The sequence below is a fragment of the Arthrobacter sp. MYb224 genome, from assembly GCF_002975455.1.
GTDB lineage: Bacteria > Actinomycetota > Actinomycetes > Actinomycetales > Micrococcaceae > Glutamicibacter.
Genome location: NZ_PCPU01000009.1, coordinates 98,938 through 112,577, shown reverse-complemented (window position 1 = coordinate 112,577; position 13,640 = coordinate 98,938). Strand labels below are relative to the sequence as shown.

At 57.4% G+C, this 13,640-nt stretch carries 8 protein-coding genes; 2 read left to right on the top strand and 6 right to left on the bottom strand.

Annotated features, from left to right (window positions below; translation table 11 throughout):
• Window positions 1–449 precede the first annotated feature (449 nt).
• The 3 genes from CQ017_RS15460 to CQ017_RS15450 form a co-directional block, all read right to left on the bottom strand.
• Window positions 450–3,032, bottom strand: coding sequence for a LuxR C-terminal-related transcriptional regulator (locus CQ017_RS15460; protein WP_105554440.1), 2,583 nt, complete (start codon window positions 3,030–3,032; stop codon window positions 450–452).
• Window positions 3,029–5,476 (bottom strand): helix-turn-helix transcriptional regulator, encoded by a 2,448-nt coding sequence (locus tag CQ017_RS15455; protein WP_105554439.1) that lies wholly within the window; start codon window positions 5,474–5,476, stop codon window positions 3,029–3,031. Before CQ017_RS15455 ends, CQ017_RS15460 begins: the two co-directional genes overlap by 4 nt.
• Window positions 5,477–5,793: 317 nt before the next feature.
• Window positions 5,794–7,242, bottom strand: a complete 1,449-nt coding sequence (locus tag CQ017_RS15450; RefSeq protein WP_105554438.1) for a Coenzyme F420 hydrogenase/dehydrogenase, beta subunit C-terminal domain — start codon at window positions 7,240–7,242, stop codon at window positions 5,794–5,796.
• Between the two features lie 328 nt (window positions 7,243–7,570).
• Here CQ017_RS15450 and CQ017_RS15445 point away from each other — a divergent pair, with 328 nt between their 5' ends.
• Entirely contained in the window at window positions 7,571–8,740 is a 1,170-nt protein-coding gene (locus CQ017_RS15445) for a polysaccharide pyruvyl transferase family protein (RefSeq protein ID WP_181150567.1), read from the top strand.
• A 457-nt stretch (window positions 8,741–9,197) separates the two neighbouring features.
• Window positions 9,198–9,803 (top strand): hypothetical protein, encoded by a 606-nt coding sequence (locus CQ017_RS15440; protein ID WP_105554436.1) that lies wholly within the window; start codon window positions 9,198–9,200, stop codon window positions 9,801–9,803.
• Between the two features lie 116 nt (window positions 9,804–9,919).
• On the opposite strand, the gene ilvC is transcribed toward CQ017_RS15440, so the two are convergent.
• From ilvC to CQ017_RS15425, 3 genes are all read right to left on the bottom strand, one after another.
• Window positions 9,920–10,942: a ketol-acid reductoisomerase gene (gene ilvC / locus CQ017_RS15435; protein ID WP_105554435.1), complete on the bottom strand. Its 1,023-nt coding sequence runs from the start codon at window positions 10,940–10,942 to the stop codon at window positions 9,920–9,922.
• A gap of 82 nt (window positions 10,943–11,024) precedes the next feature.
• Window positions 11,025–11,543 carry an acetolactate synthase small subunit gene (gene ilvN, locus CQ017_RS15430; RefSeq protein WP_096288635.1) on the bottom strand — a complete coding sequence of 173 codons (519 nt, stop codon included), beginning with the start codon at window positions 11,541–11,543 and terminating at the stop codon, window positions 11,025–11,027.
• Window positions 11,544–11,546: 3 nt separating this feature from the next.
• A complete protein-coding gene (locus CQ017_RS15425) occupies window positions 11,547–13,430 on the bottom strand; it encodes an acetolactate synthase large subunit (protein ID WP_105554434.1) in 1,884 nt (627 codons plus the stop codon).
• Between the last annotated feature and the right edge of the window lie 210 nt (window positions 13,431–13,640).

The window sequence follows — 13,640 nt, the reverse complement described above, 5'->3', positions numbered from 1 at the left end:
GTTGCGGATAATCTCTCGACTACCCAGTGACCCATATGCTTGCGACACGCCGTCCCCCTAGTAGGCGGTGCCGATATCGTGACACAGGACATGACAAATAATGATCCTGCTAATCCCAATTCACGAGTATCATTGGCTCCCCATTGCCTTAAATCCCCATTGTTTACATGAGCTTTTATCCGTGTTCACGGACAAGCCTCATGATCGCTAATTCTATGGAGCGGGACTTTGTTCCCTCACGGGTAATTGGGCACCCTAGTTGCCCAGAACTGGCCGCGAAAACACGCGCATGTACTCTAAATGCCAGATCGAACTAGGTAGTGGATACCCACAAGGGACGCATGGTGCAGTCGGCATGGCCGTATTCCCTGATTGGATTGGAACGTACTCGACTCTCCCTGTGGTCGTTGTGCCTTTCAAATCCGGCGTTGAGCAACAACACCTGATCACTAGTCACCGACGAAAAGCTCAGAACGCTCGTAAACTCCCAGCTTGGCAAATATCCGGTAAAGGTGTCCCTCTACGGTGCGTTGCGACACGGTAAGTACACGGGCGATCTCACGGTTGGTCAACCCACGACGGACCAGTTCCACGATCTCATTTTCGCGTGTGGTCAAACCCGTGACTTTCAGCGCCGCAGAAATGACTCCCCATGGTTCTTGCTCTATTTCGCCAAGCCATGACTGTATTTTCCGGATCGCCATTCCTCGCCGACGAGAATCTTGCCGCGATGACCAGTACTGCACTACTTGCGACAATATTTCCAAGGCGAGTACTTGGTCGCCCGCCGCATGTAATTCTTCGCCAAAATCCAGCATGGCTTCGGGATCCGCTTCCCCGCAAAGTTGCACGATATGTACCATTCGTTGCGCGGTTAGATACGCGGACGGGACTTGGACCTCGCTGACCGCGTCAGCGCAGAACTGCCGGAGTTCGTTGTCCGCGCTGCGCAGCGCGACATAGTAGAGTCCATTGACGCGCGGGATTACGTGAGTTTTCGGAATCCTCTCCAGCAGTTGCGTAATGTGCCCATCGGCATGACTTCCTGTGCGCAAGGCTTCCATCAAGGGACGAAGCAGGTCATCACCGAACCTGTCTCCGGCACCGTTCGTATCGGCTCGCTGGGCTCCCGGGCGATCGAGAAATTCCTGCCCGGCGGAACCATGGCCCTGCGCATTGTCCTCCGAGGTCGCTTCCCCATCGGACAGTACATACTGCAGGACTGCGCTCATTGGAAACATCGATTGCGGATCGATGAGCCGCAGTTCGACCTGTGCGTGGCGCAGGTGGACGCGAGACTGAGCGACGTTGCCTATTCTCGATTCAAGCAACGAACGCAGCAGCTCCAGGGTTCCGTTCGCGAAGGATACTTCGAAGGAATTTGCCAGTTCGAAGTCGTCGAGTTGCTTTCGTGCACGACCGAATTCGGCACGCTCAATCAGCGCTCTGATCTTGACGACCAAAATCGTCAATCGATAGTTGATCCTTGGCAGAAGTAGCTGGACTTCCGTATTGGTCGCGATTGATTCAAGATCCATCAGTCGCTCAAAGTCCCCGATCGAGTAGTTTTCCGTGGCTTCCTGAATTTGAAAAATGGCTTCCCGGTCCAGAGGCACTTCCCGGTCCAGAGGCAGTGGGGCTATCTCATGCGGACCGCCCGGAACGCTTCGAGTCCCGGAATCCGAATTCGCCGGTGGCTCGCCTTCGCATGGGACCCCTTCGCCACGAATCCAGCACAGCACCGCTTGTGCGATTTCCGCGAGCTGGGTAGCATCGTCGCCCGCCCCTCGTGCGGTGGCCTGCGCGGTGACTTCGGCGGCATGAAATCGCCGCTGGCCAAACAGCAATTGAATCTTCGCTTGTTGGCTTATGCGCGACGGCAATCCGTTGGCCTGCTCCAACAGGTATTCAGCTTCTTCAAAGGCATTGTCTTCAAGCGAATGGCGTATGGCCTCTTGCAGACGGGATGGATCTACGCTTTCGCCCTGAGCAATAGCCCACAGTGTGTAGCGTGGATCCGTAGTCCCGCCGGATTCGAGCAGCTCACGATAGCGTTCGAATAGTTCTCTGTTCTTACCCGGAGGGAAGCTACTGCGTATCGCCTCGGCGTAGAACCTGCTTCGTAGGCTAACTTTGCCGTTGTGCGTTTCGATGAGGGTTAAGTGATGCTGCTGAGTCACTTGGTGTAGACCCAGATGGCGTAATGCGGTTAGTGGAACTGTTCCGGCCATTGTCAGCAGTTCCAGCACTTCGCGAAGCTCTGCATCAAACCGCTGGGCCATCAGCCGGACTTCTTCGGCCGCGCGTGCGTCGCAGTTCAGCAAGGGGCGTGTGAGCACAACTACTCGGCCATCGTTTAACAAGGCCCCCTGTCTCTTGGCCATGAGGACGTATTCCTCAACTAACGCATGCAGGCCAGCGGTTTCGAAATGAATCATTTGCGCCGATCCATGACCCAACGAAGTCCCAAGAATATCGACACCAATGCGTTCAATTTCCTGCACGGTCATTGGCTCCAGCATAATTCGATGCAGCTGGGCCACGGAGATCAGCACCTCAGCGGCGACTGTGCCCTGTTGCACCTCGTTGCTCAGGACTAATAGCTTGACCAGTCTAGACCGGACTAGTTGGGATAGGACGAAGGCGCTGGCCGAGTCGATATATTGTCCTTCTTCAACAATGATCAGCACCCGGGTTGCGGAATCGTCGGAGTCGAGCATGCCTTGGACCGCGTTTAAGGACTCGCGGATGGCCCCAACGTCGTTTATTTCCTCCGTAATTCCGGGGAGCAATGGCGCTAAGGCGCCGTATGCGGTACCCAGCAAAGCGGCGCTGCAAATCAGGCGAATGGTATGGAATGGAAACTCCGCGAGATCGAGCAGGGTTCGAACCAATGTCGATTTTCCGCTGCCGGTTTCGCCCACCAGCAAAACTCCGGTGCAACCCTCGTCTGACAGGGCCTGAACCAGCTGTTCGTATTCCTTGGGTTGCCAATAGCCAGAAGCCTGTGCAAAGTCAGAGTATTTTTTCATTTCCCACCGACCCCAGCATGCAGCTTGAGGTCGGCACGTTTGCTGATTCCAAGCTTCGAATACACCTGGTAGAGGTGCCCCTCGACGGTTCGGACAGAAACGCTAGCCTGTTTGGCGATTTCCTGGTTGGATAATCCCATGGCCGCCGCCGACGCGACAACTTTCTCTCGCTCGGTTAGGACGGTGAGCGAGGCAAGGCTTGCGAAGGTGTCAGAACCCGCAGAGCTGGGCTGGATCTTGGCCAGGAAGCTGCCCGCGCTGCGAGCGAGCTGACGCATTTGTCCAGCATTCAACATCCCATAAACACCGGCCTCGGCGCCGAGGGCCAGGGAAACAAAACCGAGTTCAATAAGCCGCCCGAGTTGTGCTGTGATGGCCGTGGTGTCTGCGTTGTCAACGCCTAATGCCAACATGCGCAGGCTATTCGCCATTGGGTGTTCAAATCCGTGTTGCAAGGCCACAAGACGGGATGTCAGATGGAAGTCACCCTGGCAGATCTGCTGAGCCAGCAACAGCGAGGCCAGCAACTTTTCCCCCCGTGTTTCCGCCCACTGGGACAGTTCACTGACCATCCGCGAATGGACGCGGTTCGAAAGCAACTGTCCAACGCACATGTCAATGCCGATTCGACCGCAGCTATTTGTTGACGTATCCATCGCCGGGTTTGGAGCATCTGCGCTTTCGTTATCCGCCAGCGCGACGCCGTTGATCATTGCATCAACGAGACGCAGGTCGGCAATGGTTCCAGTTTGCGCTAGCTGGAGCCTGAGCGGTTGCCCAATGTCTCGTGCTTTTGCCTCATTGCCGGCAATGGCCAGCAGCAAGGCATGGGCCGTCTCGGCGAAGGTCAGCAGACGGTGATCATCAACGGCACCGTCCAGCACCATCTGGATAAGATTTCGGCACTGCCCCCAATCCCTCAGCGCCAGGCAGGCAGAAACTAATGCCCGCACTGTCCGTCCCATGCACCAACGGATCGTGTAACGCACGGCTTGATGGCTTTGAGCCTCGTGAACGACATCAGCCAAAATCGCACCGACCAATGCTCTGGCAGTGTCTTGGTCATTGACTCGAACCGAGTACAGTGCAATGAGCGCCAAGGCTAGATGCTGCTGACAGTGATCGAGGTCTTCCCACAGGCGCTTCCGGCCATTGGGTCGCAGCTCGATAATTACCTTTTCGGCTTCATGCATTCGGCTCTCTTCGAGCAGGAGCTCCAGCATGATTAGATGCTCGTTCCCTTGCTCCGCCTTGTGCTCGGTTGCCGGCTCCAGTTCTGGACGTACCGAGAATACTTCGAACGCCTCGGTCGTTTGACCCGTGCAATTAGGCGCTGCGTTCTGCGAATCCTGTCCGTTCTGGAACTTGATTGCATGCTCCGGAAGCAATCGCTCTCGCTGAGCCACTGCCTGCTGGCAAGGACCGTCCTCTGGCAGCTCCGTCGCATTAAAAGCTGGTAGTCCCTGCCAGCTAGCTATCGTGTGCGCAATAGCTGGATTTGGAATCGACCATTTTTTCCCCTGCCGATCCAGCAGCTCGCGAGAAACGAGGAAGTCCACCGCTTGGCTCGAAGTACCCGTCGATTCGGCAAGTTCCCCACGGATGGCAACGGAATCCAGAATCGCTCGCTGGTCCGAGGACAATTGTTGAATTCTCGACTGCACGTAATGCTCGGTGTGCAGCCCGATTGGTAAGGCACGCTGCTTTAAGGCTGCGAACCTGTCGGTCGATTCGAAGGCTTGAGCATTCTGGCAATCACTGACCACAGCGCGGAGGACCTCGGAGCTACCCGCACTGTAGCGCCATAAATGGAACGAAGTTAGGTAGGAGACGCCCAGACCCAGCATCAGCGATATTTCGGTTCGGGCTTCCTTTAAGGTCAAGCTGTCGAGGTGAATCATCTCGATGGTTCCCATGCGCACTAGAACCGCAAGGTCCTGAGGCATCTCGTCGATTACTTCTTGCAGGAGAATCAATCTAACGAGGCCGTTGCTCACGAGCTGGGACAAGACCGCGGTGGTCAAAGGATCAATCAGTCCAAGATGTTCGACGATCACCACAGCTTTGGGCGCACAGAGTTCAAAGTGACTCTTCAAATGCCCGAATACAGCCAACGGGGAGTTCAGTTGCGCATCGGGCAATCCTGTTAACAGGAATTGAATCGCGCCGTAGGATTTTTCGCTTCCGTAACGACTGCCCGAAACCCAGACTGGCGCGATCCCGGAGTCGGCATGTTCGAATGCCGCGCGGACCAATTCACGTTTTCCGGTGCCCTGCGCGCCGCGCAGGACGAAACCGCCCGGCGTTCGCTCCTGCACCATTCCCCGAAGACGATCCTGCACGTCAGCGCGAAAAAGATGTATTTGGGATTCTGACCGCCAGCAATCCTGCCGCAAGCCATCCCAATGATCAAGCCACATAGTGGATACAACAAATCCACCCATTTACCCTATCCCCCCAAAGATCTGGATAAACATCAGGTCTCCCCCAAAGAGACCATATAGATTATGGAAGTCATGCTACCCGTCTACGAGCATTTAAACGAGAGGAGTGCGCTGTCGCGGGGGTTAGCGACACTTTGTGTACGCGCATCGAGCAACCGTGAATGCCAATAGAAACCCGCTGTTCGAAACAACTTCGCAACTCGACCACGAGAAAAGAACTTGGTTGACGCGAGTAGCCCGCGTTCCTACGCGGAACGGGATTCAGCATGCGCCCAAGTCATGCCTTTGGCGCGAGGCCGGTCACCCGGGGTGCGTGCTCAAGTCAGTTTCAGGACACGAGCGATACGGCGTAGTGCGGTTTCCAACGCAGTTGGAAGCCGCAATAAAATCCAGGTCGCTGCTCTGCGGATCATCGTTGAACCGGTGGTGCCGTCATATTGGCGGATGTACGGTTTCATCTCCTCGATGAATTGGGGCACTCCGCCTTCCTGCAACGCGCGGACGTAGGCCGGCCCCGAAGCCAGGGCAATCTTTTCCCGATTAAGCATGCGCTGGGCGAAGACTGTTTCCATTTCGACGTCACTAGCTGGCGCTACCCGTTTGAAGGGAACCCATTGCCCGTTTCGAATACGATTGGCGAGCCGCACCGCTAGCCCAGGTCGCCTATGTCGTACCGCTCCAGCCTGTGACGCTGCCACAGTTTCAGCGTCCCATTCAATGACATCTAATGAACCATTTACTTCACCCTCGGAGAGGATCTCGGCCGCAAGATTCGACCTCGCGACGGCTACATTCGCTCCCCGCCAATCCGACATAAATGGAGGCAGCCAAGCATCACCGAGACTAATATCGGCTGTCTCCCCGGTGATGTCGTCGCAATAGTCGCAAGCTCCCAACTTGAAAATGCCGATTCCCCAATTAGCCATGGGTATTTGCTCAGCGCCACGAATCACTTCCGCCCCGTCAACGCGTGAGACCTTGGCGCTGTATCGGTTCGGAGGACGACCAGGCTCTTTGTGGCGATAGTCGATGTCGTTTACTTCCAGAGGGTCCATGTTGACCGAGCGGGCCAGGTAGTCCGAGTACAGGCTTGACTTCAGATGCCCGCAGAATAAGGAAGCGGCAAATACAACTCGTTGTCGAATGAGCTCATCTCGGTCCGCCAGCAAACGCACACTCTTGATGAAGCATGGAACACCGACAAGGGCATACCTTCCGGGGACTTCCCTGACCTCCGCGAGCACCTCCGCGAGGGTCTGCACATGGTACCGGGACTTTCGTCCGCCAAGGAGGTCCACAACAGTCCGTGAGATCGTATAGCGGGACAGCGGATTGGGCAGCCCCTCGAATGTGGAGGCCACATGAATGACCGCGTCAACGTCGCCTCGCAACAGTAATCTGCTCAACACCCAAGATGTCATGCCACCTGATGTTCCGAGGCTTCGGAAATCATCATCGGCTACGTGACCGGCTACAATTTTCCGGTGGTAGCCAGTCACGGCATGGTGTGATGCATCAGCGCCGCCAAACTGTTCTTCACCGATGGAATCTTCGTTTCGGGCGTCCGCTGAAAAAGGACAGACTGCACTGGCGTTCGTCAGGACTTGATCTCCCAGTTCCGACAGAGGAACACCGTTGCGGGCCACAGGCAGATAAGTACCCAACTCGGTTTTTCGCATCGCAAGCGCCCCCGGCTCTGCAACGGCACAAGCACCGCACCCCACGCATAAACCGGTAGACACAACAGTAGCGAGATCTTTAGCCATGGCTCCCCCAGCCGCTGAGCATATAGAATTGCTTGTCAGTCTAGAGGAGCCGGAGCGTCTTCACCAGCAAACGGCAAGAATGAAATCCAGACGAGCGCCGGTACCGCCCAGTTCAACCGAAACCCATCAAAAGCTGTTGCATCGAACCGAGCTGCGCTACGAATCCCATTGCGGTTCTCCGCGGTGAGGTGTACAGGACTCGTGGCTTTCCAAGATCTGCCCAGCATAGCGGTGAGCAGTGAATGCGGCTGATATGATCTGGTGCACAACCGGGATAGCCACCAACCGAACTTTGGCTAGCCACGTCAATATTCGCAGGGGGCGCGAAATGGCAACCATTGGGATTATGTCGATGCATAGAATTCTGAATTATGGTTCTTCATTACAGGCATATTCGCTTCGCAGGCTCTTGGCCGAGCTCGTACCGACAGCTGATCTCACTTTTCTCGACTACCGGCCAGGGACGCCGTTAGTCAACGAATCACAGTCCAACGGAAGACCTTCACATTTGGGCCGAATCTTTCGCAAGGTTCAGGAATACGGTTCTGATGACGCGTCGTGGACGGACAAACTGCGCTTCTTCGAACACAAAAGAACGTACGCAAAAAAGTACTTTCCGCTGATTGACTTGCCTGGTTCCCGCAATTACACGACGGATGTGGATTTGCAAGTCATCGGCAGTGATGAAGTATTCAACTGCGTGCAGTCAAACGCCAATGTTGGGTTCTCCAGAGACTTATTCGGTATCGATTCTGCAGGCCGAAGTCTCATTTCCTTCGCTGCTTCCTTCGGCAATACGACCTTGGAGAAAATCCGCATGCACCATGTGGATGAAGAACTTGCCGCTGCTTTCACCCGATTTGACCGCATTTCCGTACGAGATGAAAATTCGGCCCATATCGTTGAAAGTCTGACCGGTGAAAGGCCACCGATCCACCTTGACCCGACTCTCGTCTTCAATCTCTTGCCAATCTCCATGAGCCCGAGCGGCAAGCGAGTTGCTGAACCATATCTCCTGGTCTACGCCTACCCTGGCCGACTCGATGATATCGAGAACGCACGCATTAGGGCCTACGCGAAGAGGAAGGGCCTCAAAGTCATGTGCTTTGGCGGAGCCCAACCGTGTGGCGACACCTTCGTTGACTGCAGCCCTTTCGAATTGCTTGGCTACTTCAGCCAGGCATCAGCGGTGGTCACTGACACCTTCCACGGCACCATTTTCTCAGTGCTCACCGAGCGTCCATTCGCGACGATCACTCGGGCCAATCAGCGTCATGGATATGGAAATATGGAAAAGATTGGCTACCTTCTGGACGCGCTGGGTCTGCGAGAACGCGAATTGGCGCAGATCCAACAGCTTGAATCCGTCCTGGCGCAGAGCATCGACTACTCAAGCGTTCAGCGCGTCATCAAGGCCGAACGCCAGAAGGCGCGCGAATACCTCGCCGACGCCGTAGCTCCGCTACAAGAAACGAAACCTATTCGACGACCGCAATAGGCCGATAGCTCCGCCCAGCCTGGCTGGACAGGAAATGCAAAACGCTCGTGAATCGGGTTGGCAAGCAGCCAACGGGATCCACGAGCATCATGACGTCGTGCATAGCGCAGTAGCTCTGAGCGAGCTACGGAGCCATCCACGTAGTCATCTGAAGAGGAATCAGATATCCAGGAGAACAGCGAGCGCAATTAGTGGCCGGCAGTCTCAAATCGCTACCGTGCGCCGTCTTGGCGAAGTGCCCTTAGGCTCAAGGGCTTGACGGACGGAATCCCGGAGGAAGCCGCTTGCACCCAGGGCTGCGGTCAGCAGTTTAGCCTGGGTGCCAGCCTTCCCAATCAAAGATCAGCAATGACCGTGAATAAATAAGGGCTTCGTAGTTTCCGGCGCTTTCCCATACTAGAATCAAGTCTCGGGACCGAGGAGTCCCGAACTCGGTCCGACTTTTCATGGGGAAAAATTGAATAAACTCGTTCAGCGCACGCTTGCGGTCATCGCGGCAAGCTCGCTAGCATTCTCAGGTGCCACGGCGGCTATTGCCGCTCCGCAGCCGGCCGCGGCCTCGACCATCAGCATCACCGCTGCCAAGAAGGCACCCGCCGTTACGATCAAGAAAATCGGGACGAAGACCGTCAAGGGCTCGGCAAAGGCAACGATCAAGCCCAGCTATTCCAAAGCCAAGAACGTCAAGATCAAGTCCGCCCTCGTAAACGTGAGCAAAGGCAAGAAGCTGGTGGCCAAGAACAAGAAGTCGGTCAAGCTCGCTGCCGGCACTTACAAGGTCACCACCTCGGTGAAGTACCAGCTCAAGGGCAAGACTTCGACCGTCAAGAAAACTCAGACCTTGCTGGTCAAAAAGGCCTCCACCAAGAAGTCGGTGAGGATGAACGGGAAAACCAAGGATTGCCCCTCTGGCTACCCGGTGAAGGGCAACCGCACCGGCAGCAACAAAGAGTGGAAGTACCACCTCAAGGGCCAGCGCTTCTACAACATCACGAAGCCAGAAGAGTGCTTCCAGACCGCAGCCGATGCTCGGAAGGCCGGCTACCGGGCCTCGAAGATCTAGCAGCACGGTCCATCGCGACGTAATCGCATATATGACAACAACGAACCGGGCTCCTTCCTTGCGGAAGCAGCCCGGTTCGTTGTTGTTCAGTGGTGATTACGCGAGTAACCGCAAGCTTAGCGAGCTACGGAACCATCCACGTAGTCATCCGAAGAGGAATCGGAGATCCAGGAGAACAGCGAGCGCAGTTCGCGGCCGGTGGTCTCGATTGGGTGCTCTTCGCCCTTCTTGCGCAGTGCCTTGAATTCCGGGGCACCGGCCTTCTGGTCTTCCATGAAGCGGGTGGCGAAGGCGCCGGACTGGATATCGGCCAGCACAGCCTTCATGTTTTCCTTCACCTCTGAGGTGATCACGCGTGGGCCGGAGACGTAGTCGCCGTACTCGGCGGTGTCGGAGATCGACCAGCGCTGCTTGGCGATGCCGCCTTCCCACATCAGGTCGACGATCAGCTTCAGCTCGTGCAATACCTCGAAGTAGGCGATTTCTGGCTTGTAGCCAGCTTCGGTGAGAACTTCGAAGCCGTACTGAACCAGCTGCGAGGTGCCACCGCAAAGCACGGCCTGCTCGCCGAACAGGTCGGTTTCGGTCTCTTCGGTGAAGGTGGTCTCGATGACGCCGGCACGGGTGCCGCCGATGCCCGCTGCGTAGGACAGTGCCAGTTCCTTGGCGCCGCCGGTGAAGTTCTGCTCCACTGCGATCAGGTCGGGAATGCCGCGGCCTGCTTCGAATTCGCGGCGTACGGTGTGGCCCGGTGCCTTCGGAGCTACCAGCGCAACGTCAACGTTGGCTGGTGGCTGGATGAAGCCGAAACGGATGTTGAAGCCGTGGCCGAAGAACAAGGCGTTGCCCTCTTCGAGGTGCTCGGCGATCGACTCTGCGTAGACCTGGGCCTGGACCTGGTCCGGGGTCAGGATCATGATGACATCTGCCCACTTGGCAGCCTCGGCCACGGTGGCGACCTTCAGGCCTTCGGCCTCGACCTTGGCGCGGGACTTGGAGCCCTCGGCCAGGCCGACGGTGACGTCCACGCCGGAGTCGCGCAGGCTCAGTGCGTGTGCGTGGCCCTGGGAGCCGTAGCCAATGACGGCTACCTTGCGACCCTGGATGATTGAGAGGTCGGCGTCGTCTTCGTAGTACATATCAGCCACTGTGATTGCTCCTTAGGTTTTCTTCGAATAAGAAGTTTGTTATTGAAAGTTCTGTAATTTTGCTTGGTGCCGTTTAGGCGGAGAGGGTTTTCAGTGCCCTGTCCGACATCGACTTGGCGCCGCGTCCTACCGCTAGGGTACCGGCCTGGACAATCTCGCGGATGCCGAAGGGTTCGAGCACCGCCAGCAGCGCATCGATCTTGCCGGCATTGCCGGTGGCCTCGATGACCAGCGAGTCCTGAGCCACGTCGATGACGGAGGCGCGGAAGAGCTCGGCGGCCTGGGTAACCTGCAGGCGGGTTGCCGCATCTGCGCGTACCTTGACCATGATGTGGTCGCGCTGCACCGAGGTTTCCGGCAGCAGCTCGACGATCTTGATGACGTTTATCAGCTTGTTCAGCTGTTTGGTGACCTGCTCCAGGGAGTCCCCCTCGGCGTCGACCACCACGGTCATGCGGCTGATTCCCTCGATTTCGGTGGGACCCACCGCAAGCGAGTGAATGTTGAACGCACGGCGGGCGAAAAGGCTGGCGACTCGGGTGAGTACGCCGGGAACGTCTTCGACGAGTACCGACAACGTATGCTTTGCCATGTTCTAGTCCTCCTCTTCCCACTCTGGGGTCATGCCCTTGGCAAACTGGATCTGGTCATTGCTCACTCCGGAAGGCACCATTGGCCACACCATGGAGTCCGCGGAGACCACGAAGTCGATCACCACTGGTCGGTCATTGATTGCAAGTGCCTGCTGGATCGTGGCGTCGATGTCCTCGTCGCGTTCGCAACGCAGGCCCACGCAGCCATAGGCATCGGCAAGCTTCACGAAGTCCGGGACCCGCGCGGTGCCGTGGCCGGTGTTCAAATCGGTGTTGGAGTAGCGCGATTCGTAGAACAGCGTCTGCCACTGGCGGACCATGCCCAGCGAGGAGTTGTTGATGATGGCGACCTTGATGGGGATCTGGTTGATCACGCAGGTGGCCAACTCCTGGTTGGTCATCTGGAAGCAGCCGTCCCCGTCGATGGCCCACACCACGCGGTCCGGCTGGGCTACCTTGGCGCCCATGGCCGCGGGTACCGAGTAGCCCATGGTGCCCAAGCCGGCGGAGTTCAGCCACGAGCGCGGGCGCTCGTACTTCACGAACTGCGCCGCCCACATCTGGTGCTGTCCCACGCCCGCCACGTAGACGCCCTCGGGGCCGGTCAGGGCGCCGATGCGCTCGATCACGTTCTGCGGCGCGGAAAGCCCGTCATGGGTTTCGGTGTAGCCAATCGGGTAGGTTTCGCGCAGCCGGTTGAGCAGGCCCCACCAGCTGGTCAGATCCTGCGGCGGGTCCGCTTCGAAGCGCGTGGTGCACGCCTCCTGCAGCTGCGGGATGATTTCATCCAGCGAGCCGACGATCGGCACGTCCGCGGTGCGGTTCTTCGAGATTTCGGCCGGGTCGATATCCGCGTGGATCACCTTCGCGTTGGGCGCGAAGGAGGAGAGCACGCCGGTGACGCGGTCATCGAAGCGTGCGCCCAGGGTGATCAGCAGATCGGCCTGCTGCAATGCGGTCACGGCGGAGACCGCACCGTGCATGCCCGGCATGCCCACGTGCTGGGCATGCGAATCCGGGAAGGCGCCGCGCGCGGTGAGCGTGGTGACCACCGGGGCGTTGATGAACTCGGCGAAGGCCTTCAGTTCCTCATGCGCGTTGGCCTTGATCACGCCGCCGCCGACATAGAGCACCGGGCGGCTGGCGCCGGCGATCAGTTTCGCCGCTTCGCGCAGCTGCTTGTTGTGTCCCTTGGTGACCACGCGGTAGCCGGGCAGGTCCACCTTCGGCGGCCAGGAGAACGTCATGTCTCCCTGCTGGGCATCCTTGGTGATATCCACCAGCACCGGACCGGGGCGGCCGGTCTGCGCGAGGTAGAAGGCGCTTGCCATAACCCGTGGGATTTCTTCCGGGTCGGTCACCAGGAACGCATGCTTGGTAATCGGCATGGTGATGCCGACAATGTCGGCTTCCTGGAATGCGTCCGAGCCGATGAAGGCGCTGTGCACCTGGCCGGTGATTGCCACCATCGGCACCGAGTCCATATTGGCATCGGCTAGCGCGGTGACGAGGTTGGTTGCGCCCGGACCGGAGGTGGCGATGCACACGCCGACTTCTCCGGAAACCATGGCGTAGCCCTGTGCGGCATGGCCTGCACCCTGTTCGTGGCGGACCAAGATGTGATTAAGCTTGGTCGAATCCATCAGTGGATCATAGGTGGGAAGGATGGCCCCGCCTGGTAATCCGAAGACGTCCTTGACGCCCAGTTCTTCCAGTGAGCGGACGATGGCTTGTGACCCCGTCATCTTTGTGGCAGCGACGATAGTATTCGGACCCTGTACCGGGTTCGAAGCTTCCACGACGGAAGAGACAGCGGTGGCGGCATCCTTTGATCGATTAATTGATTTCGCAACCGAGGCCGGATTGGCTGGTGTTACGTTGCTCATCGGGATCCTTTCCTGATCTATCTCTTCGTTTGCGCATAAAAAACGCCCCGCGGCCGTCACTATTGACGAAAGGGGGCTGGCGCGTTACCGACGTTCTGTCCTGGCGGACAACGTTTCAGGCTTCGCGCCTGATAACTAGTAGAACCTCGGAGGTTGTTTGCATATCTCTAGTTTTCTCCACCGGGAGGTAAAGAGCAACTAGAAACCCCT